Here is a 17,689-nt window from a genome sequence, read left to right as displayed (position 1 = left end):
GTTGCTTAAACCTCATTTTTCATTGCCAGACCAAGAACGTCTGTGTATTTTGAAGGTAGCTCGCCATTTGTAAAATCCTCTACCACTAAGGTTGACTCTGTAAATCGTTGTTTCAATATTGGTAAACCAGGATAATCACCTGATAATAAAAGAAGTTCTATTTGGGCATCCCCTTTTGTAATGGAATATTGGTAGAAATCAATGATGCGATTTATTTCAATTAAATACTCATCAATAGTTCGCTCCATATCTACTTCCTCTGTTGCTTGTTCCACCTTCATGTTCCTTGTAAATACAGGCTTGTTTTCTTTGAAGGCCGTTAATACAAGCGCATCTTCGTTCCAGTGAACGAGAAGGATATGGTGTTGTGTTGTTTCCTGCCTTGTGGCCATGTAATAACGATATACAGACAAGGAGGTCAAATCTGCCACCACGGGACGCAGTCCTTGCTGTTCAAAAACATCAACATAATCCGTTATCTTTTCTTTTGGATAGGCAAACAGTAAAACATGTTGCTTGTCAACCTGTTTTTCAAGAAAATCAATCGCGATAGCAGGATTGGAAAAAGGTAAATAAATACTATTTCCCAGCTGTGTTTCGATATAGCCTTTCGCTTCTTCTCTTGATAAAGCTGCTGGCACTTCTAATTGCCTGATTACTACCGTATCATCAGGGACCGCAAATAAAAGCTTTTTTCTTTTCCATTTATGCTCGTGAACAAGCTGTCTGATGAGCTCAGAAAATAAAGCTTTATCCATTATCTTGCCTTCTTCTAAGACAGAAGGAGGAAGCTCTAGCTCTCCGTGTTCTTGCAAGCCTTCCATCTTATTGCTTTTGTGATAGGTATACCGTAATTTTCGGTTCGTAATCACGATATTAACCCTGCCATTCGACATAAATCCCATGCTGTCACGCCCTTATTAGAGTATTGTAATATACCAGTCTATTAATCCGTCACCATAGAAGTATGTTATCAGGGAAGCGAGCACGATATACGGCCCAAAGGGGACCGGCTGCTTTCGGTCGATTATTTTTAGCACGATTAACAACAGCCCGACTATTGCTCCAATGATACAGGATAGAAAGAAAGCTAGAAGAGTGCCTTGTAACCCAAGCACAATCCCTAGTACACCAAAAAGCTTCATATCCCCTGCGCCCATACCACCCCTGCTAATCATAATAACAAGAGCAATAATTACCACACCCGCAATGGCTCCTACTAGACTGCTCCACCAAGGTTCCAGAGATTCAAGAATGCGCATGATAGCGAGGAATGGCAAGAAAAATAATAAAACCTTATTCGGTATAAGCATATAAGCAAGATCTGACACAAGGATGATCATAAGCATCGAAACGAGCAACAAAGCAGTAAGAAGTTCCTTGTGCAGTCCAATTTGTATGTAACTAAGTGCAAAAAGCACGCCTGTCAGTGCCTCAACAACTGGATAAATGGAAGAAATCGGTTTTCTACAGTATCGACATTTACCCCGCTGTATGGCGAATGATAAAAGCGGTATGTTATCGTACCACGCCAGTTGATGGTCACAGTTTGGGCATCTGGAACGGTCATTCGCAAAAGGAATTTTCTTTGGAACCCGCAGTCCAACCACATTAAAAAAAGACCCAAAGAGCAAGCCTAAAGCGAAAAACAATAAAATCATGACACTTTCCATTTACGTACTCCCTCATGTTAAAGATGTTTAAAATTGAAGAAAACGCCCTGCTTTGGGGCAAGGGCGTTGCTTGGTTAATAGATTAATTTATTTTGGGTCGGTGTAAGTAAAAGTTTTACCGCCATCAGTAGTAGTTTCCACTAACACAGTTCCTTTTAATTCAAAATCGTCTCCAACATCTAGGAAACCTGCAGTCTTCAACTCACCAATCGTATAGGCAGAACCAGTAGCTGGAGTAACATCCGATACATCGGCAAGTCTTGCAGCATTTTCCACCAATTCTTCATTAGCTGTAGTAGCTTTCTCCTCTGACTTGCTAATCACATTCCCAATTGTAGGAACCGCAATCGCCACAATAATAGCTAAAATTGCAATAACAGCTAGAAGCTCTACCAACGTAAATCCTTTTTCTTTTTTCAACATTTTTTTCATGCGTGTAAGCATAAAAATCCCCGCCTCTCTAAATATGTATATTTAGTAACACAGTCAGGTCGGTTGCACTACTTGCTCCAAATTATCAAAGTGCCCACATAGAGATAATCCTTCATAGCATCCGTCTATTTACCTAGTACTATTATAGTATACGAAACTACAAATTGCCACATTTTTATTGTAAATTTTCGAACATAGAAAACATTGGGATAACAACAGCAGTTATGATACCACCTACGATGAACGTAAGAACAATAATCATAAGTGGCTCTACTAACGTTTTAATTCTATTTGATAATTGTTCTACTTCTTCTTCATAGAAAGAAGCCGCTTTTGCTAGCATTTGATCTAAAGTTCCTGTTTTCTCACCAATTTGCATCATTTGAATAATTAGTGGAGGTATAACCCAGTGGTTTTTCATTGGTTTTGTTATCGACTCACCTTCACTTAGACTTTCCTTTGAATCATGCAGTACCTCTTGTATCACTTTGTTCCCAACAACTTTTTCTGTTATCTCGACTGCTTCCAATATAGGAACTGCGCTGTTAACCAATGTGCTTAATGTTTGCGTCATCCGGACCAATGCTCCCTTATGCGCAAGGACACCAAGAAAAGGAAAACGTAACTTATACGTATCTATACGAAAACGAAAACTATCATATCGTAACATATATTTGCCGAGAAAAACTAGTAATACGATAAGAAGAGTAATGCTCCACCAATAAACACCAAGCCAGTCACTAAGACTTAAGATAAATTGCGTATATGGAGGTATTTCTTCTCCAAATGAATGAAACATTGTTACAAATTGTGGCACAATAAATACCAATAAAAAAACGCTTAAGACGAGCGTAATAACGCCTACCACACTTGGATATAGCAAAGCGGAGACGACTTTCTGCTTGTTGCGATATTCTTTCTCGTAATAATCAGCCATTTGGCTTAGAATTTCATCTAGTTTCCCACTCACTTCTCCAGCATGAATCATATTTACAAGTAGTTCAGGAAAAACATTGGAGTGTTTTTCCGCTGCAGTAGATAGCGAGACACCCTGCTCTAACTGTTTAAGCATATCATCTAAGGCCGTACGAAGCGCATAATTATCGGTTTGTTTTGACATCGTATTTGTCGCATCTGTTATGGTAATACCAGCATGAATCAGTGTAGAATATTGTCTTAGGAATAGAACAAAGTCTTTGTTTTTAACACGCTTATTCAAAATAATATCTTTATTCCACGGTTTCGTTTCCTCGATTCGCGTTATTAAGAGTCCTTGTTTTTCTAATTCGTTAAGAGCTCGATGCTTTGAATCGGCATCAATTTTCCCTTTAATTCGTTCACCCGACATCCGTTTGCCGACATATTGAAAGTCCATACTAGGAGCTCCTTCCTTGCATAAACGGTGCTGCTGCTTCCATGGAAATCTGGTCTTCTTGCAGAAGTCGCTTCAATTCCATATCTAATGTATGCATTCCATGATCTCTTGAAGTTTGTAATACATTTTGGATTTGATGCAATTTCTCATTTCGAATAAGGTTCTTTACAGCGGAAGTATTTCGAAGCACTTCAGTTGCTGCCCTTCTTCCTGTATGATCCTTTGTGACCAATAGACGTTGAGAAATTACCGCTTTTAAAATCGTTGATAGCTGAATACGTATTTGCGTTTGCTGTGCTGGTGGAAACACATCAATAATCCGTTCAATTGTAGAAACAGCATCTGTTGTATGAAGGGTTCCTAGAACGAGGTGACCCGTCTCTGCAGCTGTTATAGCTGTAGAGATCGTTTCAAGGTCACGCATCTCTCCAAGTAAAATGATATCCGGATCTTGCCTTAGGCTAGCCCTTAAGCCATTAACAAAACTCTTTGTATCAAATCCAACCTCACGTTGATCAATAATTGATTGATTATGAGTATGCATATATTCAATCGGATCTTCCAATGTAATGATATGTTTTTGCATTGTCTGATTAATGAAATGAATCATGGAAGCAAGTGTCGTGCTTTTACCACTTCCTGTCGGCCCTGTAACCAGAACAAGTCCTTGTGGTTCCTGAACAATTTCCTTCGTTACCAAAGGAAGATTCAGTTCCTCAATTGACGGTATACGGTTCGGGATAATACGAATTGCCAAAGATAATTCCCCGCGCTGATAAAACGCATTTATCCGGAATCGGGAAACTCCTTGAATACCATAAGAGAAATCTAACTCTCTCGTCGTCTCTAACGTTTCCCATAAAGTTTCCGGTATAATAGATTGTACAATTTGCTTCGTTTCAGTTGGCTTTAACCTGGGCTTGTCCTGCTCGACCAGCTTGCCATTTATTCGGAAAACGGGGGCTTTCCCAATTGTTAAATGCACATCTGACGCATTCTCGTTATATGCTTCTGTAAGCCATTCTTCAATTATGTCACGCATTTTCACTACCCCCTACAATCGAATGGAGACTTGCATAATCTCTTCCATTGACGTCTTTCCAGCTTTAATTTTTTCAAGTCCGTCCTGCATCAGAAATGCTGTTCCCTGGGTTTTCATATAGGCTCTTATGTCAGCCATAGAGCCATTATTCAATAGCATTCCGCGAATCGCATCATCGATTACAAGTACCTCTTGGACTACAATTCTTCCACGATAACCACGTTGGTGACAAACGGAACAACCTTCACTATCATAGACGTGTTCTACGCTCATTCCATTGTTTTCAAAGATCTCCTTTTCCATATCTGTTGCAGGCCTCTCTATTAAACAATCTCTACAAAGCTTGCGAACAAGCCTTTGGGCTACGACACCAGATAAGGAGGACACAACTAAATATGGTTCAATTCCCATGTCTATTAAACGAGGAATCGCATCCACTGCACTGTTGGTGTGAAGGGTACTAAAAACAAGGTGACCTGTTAGGGAAGCGCGAATTGCAATTTCTGCTGTTTCCTGGTCACGAATTTCCCCTACCATGATTACATTAGGATCCTGTCGTAAAATGGAACGCAAGCCATTTGAGAAAGATAATCCAACAGAACTGTTCACTTGTACTTGATTAATTCCTTCTAACTGATACTCCACAGGGTCTTCTACTGTCACGATATTAACCGCTTCTGAATTTAATTGATGTAGTGCCGCATACAATGTAGATGTTTTTCCAGAACCTGTAGGGCCTGTTAAGAGCACAAGACCTGAAGGACGGCTTATTAAATCTTCATATTTTTTGAGATTGCTTTGCGAGAAGTCTAGCTCATTAACTTTCTTTAATGCTTGATTTAAATCCAGTATTCGAATAACAACCTTTTCTCCGTAAACTGTTGGTAGACAAGAAATTCGCAGGTCCACTGGTGTTAAACCAACCGTCGTTCTAATTCTTCCGTCCTGCGGCAGCCTTGTCTGCGTAATATTTAAGTCTGCCAAAATTTTTATCCGGGCAATCAAGGCATTTTGCATCTGCTTGGCAACAATCTTTTCTGTTTGCAGTTTCCCATCAATCCGATAACGGACTTGAACGGCTGCTTCCTGAGGATCGATATGTATATCACTCGCCTTTAACTGAACAGCAGTTGTAAGCAACTGGTCAAACAACTGAATAATCGGCGCTTCGGTTTCCCCATTTTTATTGTTATCGATCATTTCTGGTTCGTTTTTGTAATAATATTTATTGATCGCAAACAGGATATCATCCTTGGCAGCAATAACTGGTGAAATGCTAAAACCTGTTTCCATTTCCAAGTCATCTATGACAAAATAATCCATAGGATCTTTCATTGCAACCATAAGTTCCGTACCACTAATCTGCAATGGCATAATCAAATTTTGCTGCGCAGATTCTCTTGTTACGAATTGGAGGACATTTTCATCGATTGGATATCGATATAGCGACACATGTGGAATGCCTAGTTGGAATTCCAGCACTTCAATCAATTGCTTTTCTGTTATAAAGCCATGCTCGAGGAGGGCATCACCAAGTTTTTGGTTGCTTTTTTTATTTTCTATCGCTTCGTTTATTTGTTGTTCTGTAACCAGTCCAGCATCCCGGAGCAAGTCACCAAGACGTTTACGCGTAATCAAATTATTCATCCCTTTCAAAGGTTATGGTAATAGTATCGTTAGTTTCTATAGTCTGATCCATTGATCTACCAATACTTCTATAGGTAACTTCTAAATCTTCTCCTTCAATAACCTCAGGAAGAGGGTCTGGTAGTTCAATTTCGAACTGCCTAGCTTCATCCAGTATAAGGATCGGATTTCTCGTTTTTGAAATTTGCAAGTACTCATCCAATTTTGTTGACAAATAATCCATTACATCTTGGACCTCATTGTATTCATACGTGTCTAAAACAGATTGCACATAATCTATCCCCATTTGCGAAACTAACTCTGCATCAATACGTTTTTCTGTTGTCGTAACTTGTTTTGTTGTTTGAATAACTTGTCCAGACAACATCGTTACGAATAAGAGCAGTAATGTAATCATTAAAAGAGTTAAGACTAGCGCCGCGCCCCTTTCACCTTTCAAGTTCATGGTTTTTCCTCACTTTTTATATATGTATAAGACTCACTAATAAGGTTATTGTTTTCCCCATAAACCTTTATTTCTGCGCGATACAGATTAACAGATGCCTCTTTACAAAGACCTATAGTACTCTGGTAATTTATATTATTTAATGTGTAGGTCTTATATGAAATTCCCTTTTCCTCCCCATTACACTCTTTGACAGGGATAGGATACCAATCTTCTACTCTATCATTTTTAACAGCATAGGCTACTTGGCCTACTAAATTACTTGCAGTAAGTTCATTTTCCGTTTTTCCAGTCCACTTAAAAATTTGTGGAAATATTGGCAGAAGTACCATAATAACTAGTGCGAGAAGCGCTATTGATGCTATAATCTCTATAAGGGTAAAACCACGATCATTGTTAAAAGATTTTTTTACCATTCTGATAACCACGCCTCACATGTGACTTTTATCCTATTATAGCATTTTTATTGGATGTGAAAATATGAATTTTCGACAACTTCATAATGAAAAAGGGATTACACTTGTTGAACTCCTTGCTGCACTTGGTTTATTAGCAATTGTCATCACATTATCTGCTGGTGTCTTAATGCAACTATTAGGCAGTGAAGAAGAGGCAAGTGCTAATATCTCTTTGAAGCAAAATACCAATGTATTACTTAGTGAGATGAGAAATCAGTTTACGGAAGGTCGTAATATTTGTTATGACGGAGAACATGGAGATCTAGAAGTTGTTTCTATTAACTTAACAAATGGCGAACAAGAATTGACAGAGGAAAATGGTTGTTTTACAAACGCTAATAATTCAGAGGCAATGCAGGTTAAACTAACTGTCAAAAGTAAGACCGATAAAACATATACAACTGAAACGACTTGGAACAAATCGGAGCCTTATAATCTAGCTATTCAACTAGAAAACAGCGATGATATTGATGATGTAGAAAATGACGAAGAAGATTATTCACCTGGAGAAGAGGGAGATTGTGACTATTATGGTAATACTAAATTCAGCCGTTACCAAATAGGTGAATGGAATTCTTGTTTAAATCCTACCGTCCATGACGGTAGTGCTTGGATTATTAACAACATATCTATCTTTCAGAAAATAAAATTTACAATCGACCATAATTTGTTTACAGACCAATCGCTTAACCTCGAACAAAATGCCAATTTAATTGTAAAGAAAAGTGCTAAGCTCAGTGGTCCAGCAACTATAAAAAGGGCAAGTAACCTTTCTATAGGCGGTCATTTAATAGCTGAAGACAATATGGTATTACAAGAGTCCACTACTACCCAAATCGGAAAAGATGCTAATTTTAAGAACGGCTTAAAACTTATGGGAAATGCCTCTTTGGATGTTAATGGGTCATTTTCGTCTCAAAAGGATCTTAACTTACAAGAAAATAATAGCCTTAAGGTAGGCAAAAATGGGATTTTTTTTAACAATGTTAACATGATGGGGAATGCTACATTGGAAATTAAAGGAGACGCACGATTCCACAAATCGCTTCACTTCCAAGAAAACTCGATAATTTTAGTAGAAGGTAATGCTATATTTGATGGTCCAATAACCCCAGAATGGGGAGCAGGTACAATGTGTATTAAGGGTGAGGCAGAGTTTAAACAACCATTATACTCTAACTTAAAAGTTCTGGACACCGCTAAGCAATGCTTTTCTCCTGGAGGGTATAATATTTATCAACTAAAATAGCCAGAGAGCACCCGCTCCCTGGCTTTTCTTATAGCACCTATCTAAAGCTTCACAACATCACCAATTTTCATCGCTTTACCTTCCCCCACACTCACTTTCTCAGCAAATGTGTCTGGATTTTGCTCGATCACTGGGAAGGTATTGTAATGCACTGGCACTGTTGTCTTAGCGTTTATCCATTTAGCTGCAACCAATGCGTCTTCTGGTCCCATGGTAAAGTTATCACCAATTGGTACAAATGCAATATCAATGTCGTTCATTTCACCAATTAATTTTAAGTCTGAGAATAATCCAGTATCCCCAACATGATAAATGGTCTTACCATCAATTGTTAATAAAATACCTGCTGGCATACCTGTGTAGACAGTTGATCCATCCTCTTGTGTGTAGGCGGAACCATGGAATGCCTGTGTGAATTTTACTTGGCCAAACTCGAATGTGTGCTTCCCGCCTATATGCATTGGGTGTGTCCTCAATCCTTTATTGCCTAAGTACTCTGCAAGCTCATTAGGTGCCACGACTAATGCATTACTTCGCTTCGCAATCTCAAACGTGTCCCCTACATGATCATTGTGGCCATGTGTGAGTAGAATGACATCTGCTTTAATCGTGTCGGCATTTAAATCACATGCCTCATTACCTGAGATAAATGGATCAAAAAGGATCGTCTGTGTGGCGGTCTCTACTTTTACTACGGAATGTCCGTGATAAGATACTTTCATGATATCTCGCTCCTTTTTTAAAGATTGTCTCCCTACTATTCTTCTATAAGAAGTTCTCTATTCCTTTACCCGTTTAGTAATTTTCCCAAGCACGTTCATAAATTTGAATTAAATGAGGATCGATTAGGGTATTTGGTTTTAACACCGTTTCCTCCCCATCCTTCCCAATCATCTCTTGATCTTCATCTTTACCGAATTCGGTTAAGCTGCCTAACATATCTTCCTCTAGGAACCTGGTTTCGGGCTCAATTGTCAGGTTTTGAATATCAATTTCCTCTCTGCTCGCCATGACAAATCCCCAATTACCGAAGCTAGGCACATCCACATGAAGATTCTCTGTATTTAGGCCTGTAGAAGCGATCGTTTCAGAAATCGTCCAATAAACCTCTCTTGCAAAAACAGGGCTTGTAGCCTGTACCATCATCGCCCCTTCTGCTGTTAGGTGGTTTCTTGCCAACGAATAGAACTCCTTTGTATAAAGCTTGTTTAAACTTTCGTTATTTGGATCTGGAAGGTCAACGAGAATAACATCAAACCATTCATCACTATTTTCCAGATATTTAAAAGCATCCATGTTTTTTACTGTCACTTTTTGGTCTTTTAAAGATCCCTCATTTAATTTCAATAGCTGTTTATTAGTATTCGCTAATTCGACAACAGCAGGATCAAGATCCACTAGAGTGATTGATTCTAAGCCATCATATTTCAATACCTCTTTTGCAGCAACCCCGTCCCCACCGCCTAAGATTAACACGTTTTTAGGCTCATCTATAAAGGACATCGCTGGATGCACAAGTGTTTCATGATAACGGTATTCATCCGTAGAACTAAGTTGCAATGAACCGTCCAAATAAAGACGCACGTCCTTCTGATCTTTAGTTAGGATAATTTTTTGATAGCTACTTTCTTCCATATGTAATATGGGATCCTTATATAATTTTTGTTCAAAACTAAAGGCGAGCTCTTCTCCAAAAAACAGTCCGAGAATGAGCGACAATGCGATAACGCCACCAAAGACAGCATGCACTATAAAATGGCGAATTTCATTACGAAAAAGCCACAATACAATCAAAGCAACAGTGACGTTAATACAACCAACTAAAAAGGCTGATTTTACCATACCGAATTGAGGGCGTAATAGGAACACAAATAGCAAACCGCCAACTAGGCCACCGGCATAATCAGAAAATAAGACTCTAGCTGTACTTCGATTAAGTGATACTCCTATCTCATTTGCTTTCCTAATTAGTATAGGTAATTCAAAACCTGTCAATGCACCGACTAATGCGGTGATAAAGTAGAGGTAGAAGGCATCTGTCCCCTCAGGTGCAATTGCGGTGATTCCAAACATGGTAAAGCTTGAGAAGCCACCAATTATTGCTACTCCAAATTCAACCCAAATAAAAGAAATAATCAGGTTTTTCATCACTTTTTCACTTAGACTTGCCCCAATCCCCATACCAGTAAGAAAAAGAGAAATGGTTAAGGTGTATTGTTTTACACCATCGCCTAATATATAAGACCCCAGTGCGCCGAATAGCACTTCGAATATAATACCGCAAATGGATACAATTCCTGAAGCCCAGTAGATAATTGTACTTTTCTTCATAGCTGCATCTTTCACTTTTAATCACTCCATCTTCTTGCTTCCATGAAAATAAATGTGGCTTCCGCGTCAGAGAACGTCGGAAGCCATTTTAATCCGTTTTAAACAATCGCCATATTTTTTAGGTTATGGAAGCACCGATGACTAATGCTAAACCAATAGATACAGCCATGGAAATAATTCCGACTGCCAGGTTGTTCTTAAGTAACTGCTCTTCTACAGAAAATTTTCTAGTAAGCAGATCAAACACAGCGTATGCGATCATTTGCAGAACAACACCAAACAGTCCCCAAATGATGGTTTCTTGAATCTGAATGCTGTGATAAATTGCAAATGCTAATACAATACAAATACCGATAATTTTGCCGGCAATCGATAACGCAACTGCCTGATTGCCGTTCTTTACTTCTTCCATGTCTTTATATTTTCTTGTCATGTTTTCAAATATAATTAGTCCGATCAATACAATAACGACAGATATTACAAAATAAATTAGTGTATCAATAAATGGTTGCATCTAAAAACCCTCCTTTTATTTTCCGGAACCTGGACCGCCTCCACGGAATGTTCCACTTCCACGACTTGGCGCTCCGTAACTTCCACTTTTATAACCACCATAGCAATCCCCCGATTGGCAAGAACGTGCTCTACGATTACTCCAGCCATTCCCTAAGAAACTGTCGAGCAGTCGATAGGTAAAATACGTCTGCAGAAAACTTGGTGAGTAATTATTTCGAACAAACTCCTCACTGGCAACTTCAATTAAAATCACGTTATCATCGCTTTCACTATGCTTCAGTGTAACAAAGTCATCTGGATAAACCATGATTTGCTGATTATCTTTTTCTTCACTTACATTCTCCGGCTCTATAGCGGAAGAAAACAATGATACGAGCTCTTCTTTAGTAAAACGCTGTGTAGCAAAAATTTCCGCTTCATATGTATCACCATTCACTACATCAAGCAGAGGGAAATGTTCCTCTACTAAATCATCAATTTCATTACTGTTGTCTGATTCTATAGCGGCAGCTAGTTCAGATTTGCTCGGTTCATCCGGCATATCACCCGCACTAACATTGGCATCTTGTTCCATACCGCCAGGACCACATGCTGCAAGTACGCCTAGCATAATGATTACCATTCCAAGTAACAGCCATTTTTTGTACAATAAAATCCCCCTCTCTCTACTAAAGTTTTATATTATTAAAAGGAGCAGCAGTACTGCTCCTATTAATAACTAATTTATTTTCCCATTTTCTTCTTTAACTCTGCTAGTTCATCATCCACTTCGTTCTTGCCCAAATCTTCAAACTCGTCATCAAGTGTACGACTAGATTGGGACATGTCTTCACTTGTTTCAGCTTCTGCTTCAAATTGCATCACTTTCTCTTCCATACGCTCAAATCCACGCTTGGAATCATCGTTACCGATAGAAGACATCGTACGATTCATTTTCGTTCTCGTTTTTGCAGATTCAGCACGTGCTTTTAATGAATCCTTTTTCAATTTCATTTCTTGATATTCTTTTTTCATTTCATCAAGCTTTGAGCGAAGTGAAGTAGCATCTTGTTCAGCACGCTCCCAAGATTCGTTCAATGTGGTTGCTGTAGCTTCATGATCTTTTTTATCTTCCAGTGCACGTCTAGCTAGGTCATCATTACCTGCCTCTATCGCTTGTTCTGCTTGTTTTTGCCTTTTTTCAACCATTGCCTGAGCATCATTGGCTTTTCTTTTCAACATTTTTTCATTGGCAATCTGCTTGGCAACAGCTGCTTCTACTTCTCGAATATCTTCTGCCATATCTCTCATAAACTGATCAAGCATTTTTACCGGATCTTCTGCTTTATCAAGCATGGCATTTAACTCTGAACTTACAACTGTTTTCATTCGACCAAAAAATTTAAACATATATATTCTCCTCCTATTTAGATCCTGCTAATATTTTAATTTCATATGCTTCAATGGAATAACCGTAACTAGCTTCTATTTCCGTACCCCAGGATTCAAAACTGAGGTAGCTTTGCTCTGTCTCATCCATGTATTCAGCATAGTGGGTTTCTGAACCATTTAAAGAGGCGCTTCTTCCTTCACCCGTCACCCTAGCTGAACCTGTCTCTTCCAAGTAGTATTTGCTGTTTTCATACGTTATTTCTTTTGGATACGGCTTTTGAATCGGAATTTGTACTTTTCGATATATCCCCAACTCCAGTTCATCATCCATTTCAGCCGCTAACCAAATGGTATCATTTCCTTCCAGCAATTGATAACTATACCACTCATAGCTCCCATCTCTATATGTTATCTTTCCAACAACCTCAAAGTCCCTAAGGTCATAGGTGATAATATCGCCAACTTTGATGGAAAGCACTGTTCTTTCTTGAGGAGCTGCTGTATCATTCTTTTTTTTGGAAAAGATCCTGGAAAATAGCCCCATTAACTCACCTCACATCATTATATCTTTTGTTGCTATTAGGTATTACGTTCTAAAAAGAATTTGGTTTCAAAAAGTAATATTTTTTTACATTTGGGATTCTCTGTTATACTTTAGTATAACACTACATATGAAGGAGTGCCTATATGACAAGTAGAATAGATTCATTATTAAAAAGCATGAAAGAACAAGATCTCGATAGTATGTTTGTTACATCAAAAGCCAACTTTTATTATCTAAGCAATTACTATACGGAGCCACATGAGCGCTTAATTGCAGTGTATGTATCTCACAGCATGGACCCTATCCTTATTGTACCATCAATGGAGGTAGAGGATGCAAAACAAGCAGGCTGGCAATTTGAAATTATCAGCTACCGTGATCACGAAAACCCTTGGGAGCTTTTCTCCAAAAGGCTAAAAGACTCCAACCAAGTCCCAGCCTCCATTGGATTGGAACATGATCACATTACATTAGAACGTTACGAAGCAATAAAACAGTATCTATCGAATACAACTATTCGTGATGGTAAGGAAATACTGGCCAACTTACGAGTGGTAAAAGATAAAAAAGAATACACTTTATTAAAGCAGGCAGCAGCACTAGCTGATTTCGGTGTCAAAACAGGTGTAGAAGCAATCCAGGAGGGCGTAAGTGAGCTGGAGCTAATTGCAAAAATCGAATATGAGTTGAAGAAACAAGGCATACAGGAAATGTCCTTCAATACGATGGCTCTATCTGGAACAAAAACTGCTTCTCCACACGGAACGCCAAGTATGAAAAAGATTGAAAAAGGCGATATCGTATTATTTGATCTTGGTGTTATTTTTGAAGGATATTGTTCTGACATTACCAGAACAGTAGCATACAAATCAATTACCGAAGAACAAGAAAACATCTACAAAACGGTATTACAAGCTGAACAAAAAGCGATTGAGGCTTCTGAAGTAGGAACCTCTGTTGGAAAGCTCGACCAAATTGCGAGAGGTCATATTGAAACTGCGGGCTATGGTGACTACTTTACCCACCGTCTAGGGCATGGCTTAGGTATTGAAACTCATGAATACCCGTCCATGCACAGCAATAACACACTCCCATTGAAAACGGGAATGTGCTATACCATTGAACCAGGTATCTATGTACCAGGACAAGGTGGCGTCCGAATCGAGGACATGGTATACATGACAGATAAAGGAGCGGAAATCTTAACCGCATATCCAAAGGATCTACAAATTATTGAGTAAGCAAAAGCCTGCAGACTATCTGCAGGCTTTCTTTTTTATCTTTCTAACAATACATGTGCATCATCAAACTCAAGTCCGTGTGATGCTGCGACAGCTTCATACGTCACGTAACCATCTAACGTATTTACGCCTTTACACAAAGCTTCATTGTCTAAACAGGCTTTTATATACCCCTTATTAGCAAGTTGTAGTGCATACGGAACTGTTACATTCGTTAAACCGATAGTAGACGTTCTCGGTACAGCGCCAGGCATGTTCGCCACTGAATAATGGAGAACGCCATGTCTTGAATAAGTAGGATTGTCATGTGTCGTAATTCTGTCACTCGTTTCAAAAATGCCGCCCTGATCAATGGCAACATCTACAATCACGGAACCTTCGGGCATTTGTTGCACCATTTCATCTGTCACAAGCTTCGGAGCTTTGGCACCTGGGATAAGTACTGCACCAATAACTAGATCCGATTCTGAAATAGCTAGTCCAATATTAAGCGGATTGGATATCATCGTATTAATTTTAGAGCCAAAGATATCGTCAAGTTGGCGTAAACGTTCCGGGCTTAAATCAATGATTGTGACATCAGCTCCTAAACCAACAGCTATTTTTGCTGCATTTGTTCCTACGACTCCGCCTCCAATAATCGTTACCTTCCCTCTTTTAACACCTGGAATACCAGCTAATAAAATTCCTTTTCCACCCTTAGGCTTTTCCAAAAATTGTGCGCCAATTTGGGAGGCCATTCTTCCTGCTACCTCACTCATCGGTGTAAGCAATGGTAAGGAACGATTGTCCAGCTGTACAGTTTCGTACGCTATTCCAACCACCTTTTTCTCAATTAATGCTTTCGTTAACTCAGGCTCTGCTGCAAGATGTAAATAAGTGAAAAGGATAAGACCTTCATAGAAATATTCATACTCCTCAGGCTGTGGTTCCTTAACTTTCATGACCATTTCCTGCGCCCAAACCTCCCGTGCTGATTCCAGAATTATAGCACCGGCCTCTATATATTGTTCATCCGTAAAGCCAGATCCCAATCCCGCTTCTGTTTCCACATACACCTCGTGTCCTGCATCAGATAACGTATGTACCCCGGAAGGTGCCATAGCAACTCTGTTTTCATTGTTTTTAATTTCTCTTGGAATCCCTATTTTCATCGCTCTCGCCCTCCAATTTCTGTATAATCATAATTACTTTCATGAAAGCACTTACAACACACAAACATTATACTACATTATGTACCTAAAGCTACATTACCAAATTCTTACGCAAAGGGGAAGAAGAAATAAATCCTTCGTTAAAAAGAAGGACTTATTTCTGCATATTATCTTCTGCGGTTATTAAAAGTATGAATGTTTTTATTGTTGTGCAGCTGTTCAACGACACCACTTTGATAGCTCTCATTTAATTGGTTCTGTACAGCTGCAACGCCTTTCTCATCTTCAAAAATATTTTCTGGAGAATTATCTTTCTTTTGTTTGCTCAAGATTATCACCTCCCATTATAGGTTGTCCATAATCGTGACACGTTATCTTACCTACTTCTTTCCAGTAAAACCAATTAACTGCTTCTAAAAAGTATTGAAAATTTATATAACAAAAAAGATTTCAATTGTGATTCAAATTATATGGGTATATACTTAAAGGAAAGGGGGAGATGTAGCATGGAATATAAAAATATTGTGGTAGCTGTAGATGGTTCTCAGGCGTCTGAAAAGGCTTTTAAAAAGTCACTAGATATTGCAAAACGCAATCATGCGCGTTTAATTCTTGCACATGTCGTGGATTCCCGTACGTTTGCTTCCGCAGAGGCATATGATCGTACGCTCTCCGAAAGAGCTGACAGCTATGCTAAAGAATTACTTGATACGTATGTTGAAAATGCAAAAACTGCTGGAGTTAAGGACCTGGTCCGCTCTGTAGCATATGGTTCCCCAAAGGTCAAAATAGCAAAAGATATAGCACAGGATTTCGAAGCAGATCTCATAATATGTGGGGCTACTGGAATGAGTGCTGTTGAAAGATTTTTAATTGGAAGTGTTTCCGAAAGTATTACGAGATATGCCTCGTGTGACGTGTTAGTTGTAAGATAAAAACAGCATATCTACTTAAAATTAGCAAATGGAACAATCAACCGATTAAAAAAGGTTTTGCCACTTCATAATGGCAAAACCTTTATAAAAATCTAAGCTAATCGCAACGTGTCACGAGCGATCATAACTTCTTCATTAGTCGAAATAACAATAACCTTAACTGGAGAATGCGGATAGTTAATGAACTGATCCTTTCCACGAATCTGGTTTAGTGCAGGGTCCCAATATACACCCATGAATTCTAGACCATGTAAAACTTTTTCACGGATTGTTGCACTATTCTCCCCAACACCTGCTGTAAAGATAATTGCGTCTACACCAGACATTTTTGCAGCATAGGAACCGAGATATTTGTGAATACGGCCAGCGAAAACTTCAAGTGCTAGTTCTGCACGCTTGTTTTCTCCTGATTGTTGCTCAATATCACGCAAGTCACTAGAGAATCCAGAAAGTGCAAGCATTCCACTTTCTTTGTTCAAAACGTCCATTACTTCTTCCGCTGTCTTACCAGTTTTCTCCATAATATATGGGATAAGTGCTGGGTCAATGTTTCCAGAACGTGTTCCCATCGTCACACCAGCTAATGGAGTGAAGCCCATAGACGTATCAATAGATTCTCCACCCTGTATAGCTGCAATACTAGCACCATTACCCAAGTGACATGAGATTAGTCTTAATTGCTCAAGTGGAACGCCCATTAGCTCAGAAGCGCGTTGTGAAACGTACTTGTGGGATGTACCATGAAAACCATATTTACGAATTCCATAATCTTCGTAATAATCATATGGAAGACTGTATAGGTAAGATGATTCAGGCATCGTTTGATGGAACGCTGTATCAAATACTGCTACCATTGGCACATTCGGCAAAATTTCTTTGAATGCATTAATTCCGGTTAAATTGGCAGGGTTATGAAGTGGCGCAAGCTCTGAAACCTCTTCAATACTTTGAATTACTTCGTCTGTCAACTTGACAGAATCACTGAATTTTTCTCCACCATGAACCACTCTGTGGCCAATTGCATCTAACTCATCAAGGGATGTAATAACGCCTGTATCCGTTAGAGAAGCTAATAATTTCTTTACAGCCTCTTCATGATTCGGGATGTCTCCAACAAATTTATCCTCTTTATCATTAACTTCAATGGTGAAAACTGCTTCTGGAAGACCAATACGTTCTACTAATCCTTTTGCCATTACTTCCTCATCTGGCATTTTTATTAATTGGAATTTCAAAGATGAACTACCAGCATTAATTGCCAATACATTACTCATTG

The 17,689-nt window shown here is 38.9% G+C and carries 20 protein-coding genes and 1 riboswitch; of the genes, 3 read left to right on the top strand and 17 right to left on the bottom strand.

The genetic code is table 11. The features are described from left to right. Window positions 1-5: 5 nt before the first annotated feature. From pilM to BN988_RS00295, 8 genes are all read right to left on the bottom strand, one after another. On the bottom strand, window positions 6-905 hold the full coding sequence (gene pilM / locus BN988_RS00330; protein WP_036572110.1) for a type IV pilus biogenesis protein PilM: 900 nt from the start codon (window positions 903-905) through the stop codon (window positions 6-8). Between the two features lie 15 nt (window positions 906-920). Continuing rightward, window positions 921-1,673, bottom strand: a complete 753-nt coding sequence (locus BN988_RS00325; protein ID WP_036572109.1) for a prepilin peptidase — start codon at window positions 1,671-1,673, stop codon at window positions 921-923. Between the two features lie 87 nt (window positions 1,674-1,760). Next, entirely contained in the window at window positions 1,761-2,117 is a 357-nt protein-coding gene (locus BN988_RS18475) for a prepilin-type N-terminal cleavage/methylation domain-containing protein (protein WP_036572108.1), read from the bottom strand. Window positions 2,118-2,153: 36 nt separating this feature from the next. Further along, window positions 2,154-2,236, bottom strand: a riboswitch (cyclic di-GMP riboswitch). 44 nt (window positions 2,237-2,280) lie between these two features. Further along, window positions 2,281-3,480 carry a type II secretion system F family protein gene (locus BN988_RS00315; RefSeq protein ID WP_036572107.1) on the bottom strand — a complete coding sequence of 400 codons (1,200 nt, stop codon included), beginning with the start codon at window positions 3,478-3,480 and terminating at the stop codon, window positions 2,281-2,283. Between the two features lies 1 nt (window position 3,481). Further along, window positions 3,482-4,522, bottom strand: a complete 1,041-nt coding sequence (locus BN988_RS00310) for a type IV pilus twitching motility protein PilT (RefSeq protein ID WP_036572106.1) — start codon at window positions 4,520-4,522, stop codon at window positions 3,482-3,484. Window positions 4,523-4,534: 12 nt separating this feature from the next. Beyond that, window positions 4,535-6,169, bottom strand: a complete 1,635-nt coding sequence (locus BN988_RS00305; protein WP_036572105.1) for a GspE/PulE family protein — start codon at window positions 6,167-6,169, stop codon at window positions 4,535-4,537. Continuing rightward, window positions 6,162-6,614, bottom strand: a complete 453-nt coding sequence (locus tag BN988_RS00300) for a hypothetical protein (RefSeq protein ID WP_036572104.1) — start codon at window positions 6,612-6,614, stop codon at window positions 6,162-6,164. Before BN988_RS00300 ends, BN988_RS00305 begins: the two co-directional genes overlap by 8 nt. Continuing rightward, on the bottom strand, window positions 6,611-7,030 hold the full coding sequence (locus BN988_RS00295) for a type II secretion system protein (protein ID WP_036572103.1): 420 nt from the start codon (window positions 7,028-7,030) through the stop codon (window positions 6,611-6,613). Before BN988_RS00295 ends, BN988_RS00300 begins: the two co-directional genes overlap by 4 nt. 64 nt (window positions 7,031-7,094) lie before the next feature. Here BN988_RS00295 and BN988_RS00290 point away from each other — a divergent pair, with 64 nt between their 5' ends. Then, on the top strand, window positions 7,095-8,321 hold the full coding sequence (locus tag BN988_RS00290) for a prepilin-type N-terminal cleavage/methylation domain-containing protein (protein ID WP_036572101.1): 1,227 nt from the start codon (window positions 7,095-7,097) through the stop codon (window positions 8,319-8,321). 41 nt (window positions 8,322-8,362) lie between these two features. On the opposite strand, the gene BN988_RS00285 is transcribed toward BN988_RS00290, so the two are convergent. The 6 genes from BN988_RS00285 to BN988_RS00260 all read right to left on the bottom strand — a co-directional run bounded on the left by BN988_RS00285 (window position 8,363) and on the right by BN988_RS00260 (window position 13,083). Continuing rightward, a complete protein-coding gene (locus BN988_RS00285) occupies window positions 8,363-9,043 on the bottom strand; it encodes a metal-dependent hydrolase (protein ID WP_036572099.1) in 681 nt (226 codons plus the stop codon). 73 nt (window positions 9,044-9,116) lie between these two features. Beyond that, window positions 9,117-10,652 (bottom strand): polyamine aminopropyltransferase, encoded by a 1,536-nt coding sequence (locus BN988_RS00280; protein ID WP_036576202.1) that lies wholly within the window; start codon window positions 10,650-10,652, stop codon window positions 9,117-9,119. 118 nt (window positions 10,653-10,770) lie between these two features. Further along, entirely contained in the window at window positions 10,771-11,166 is a 396-nt protein-coding gene (locus tag BN988_RS00275; protein WP_036572097.1) for a DUF350 domain-containing protein, read from the bottom strand. Between the two features lie 15 nt (window positions 11,167-11,181). Continuing rightward, window positions 11,182-11,817, bottom strand: a complete 636-nt coding sequence (locus BN988_RS00270) for a DUF4247 domain-containing protein (protein ID WP_036572095.1) — start codon at window positions 11,815-11,817, stop codon at window positions 11,182-11,184. A 74-nt stretch (window positions 11,818-11,891) separates the two neighbouring features. Next, on the bottom strand, window positions 11,892-12,557 hold the full coding sequence (locus tag BN988_RS00265; RefSeq protein ID WP_036572093.1) for a PspA/IM30 family protein: 666 nt from the start codon (window positions 12,555-12,557) through the stop codon (window positions 11,892-11,894). Between the two features lie 13 nt (window positions 12,558-12,570). Beyond that, on the bottom strand, window positions 12,571-13,083 hold the full coding sequence (locus BN988_RS00260; protein WP_036572092.1) for a DUF4178 domain-containing protein: 513 nt from the start codon (window positions 13,081-13,083) through the stop codon (window positions 12,571-12,573). 143 nt (window positions 13,084-13,226) lie between these two features. On the opposite strand from BN988_RS00260, the gene BN988_RS00255 reads away from it, so the two are divergent. Then, window positions 13,227-14,324: a M24 family metallopeptidase gene (locus tag BN988_RS00255; RefSeq protein WP_036572090.1), complete on the top strand. Its 1,098-nt coding sequence runs from the start codon at window positions 13,227-13,229 to the stop codon at window positions 14,322-14,324. A gap of 35 nt (window positions 14,325-14,359) precedes the next feature. Here BN988_RS00255 and ald read toward each other — a convergent pair whose 3' ends face one another. Both ald and BN988_RS19035 read right to left on the bottom strand, forming a co-directional pair. Then, a complete protein-coding gene (gene ald / locus BN988_RS00250; RefSeq protein WP_036572089.1) occupies window positions 14,360-15,478 on the bottom strand; it encodes an alanine dehydrogenase in 1,119 nt (372 codons plus the stop codon). 167 nt (window positions 15,479-15,645) lie between these two features. Beyond that, complete coding sequence (locus tag BN988_RS19035; RefSeq protein WP_182858829.1) at window positions 15,646-15,807, bottom strand: hypothetical protein; 162 nt, start codon at window positions 15,805-15,807, stop codon at window positions 15,646-15,648. A gap of 177 nt (window positions 15,808-15,984) precedes the next feature. Between BN988_RS19035 and BN988_RS00245 the strand changes: the two genes are divergently transcribed. Continuing rightward, the gene (locus BN988_RS00245) at window positions 15,985-16,413 is read left to right on the top strand and encodes a universal stress protein (RefSeq protein ID WP_036572087.1); all 429 of its coding nucleotides are present in this window, start codon (window positions 15,985-15,987) and stop codon (window positions 16,411-16,413) included. Between the two features lie 92 nt (window positions 16,414-16,505). Here BN988_RS00245 and BN988_RS00240 read toward each other — a convergent pair whose 3' ends face one another. Continuing rightward, the gene (locus BN988_RS00240; protein ID WP_036572085.1) at window positions 16,506-17,687 is read right to left on the bottom strand and encodes an acetate kinase; all 1,182 of its coding nucleotides are present in this window, start codon (window positions 17,685-17,687) and stop codon (window positions 16,506-16,508) included. Window positions 17,688-17,689 lie beyond the last annotated feature (2 nt).

Origin of the sequence: Oceanobacillus picturae, from assembly GCF_000612865.1 — a bacterium.
GTDB lineage: Bacteria > Bacillota > Bacilli > Bacillales > Amphibacillaceae > Oceanobacillus_B > Oceanobacillus_B jordanicus.
Note: the sequence above shows the minus strand (reverse complement) of the source record. Positions and strands in the feature narration are given on the sequence as shown.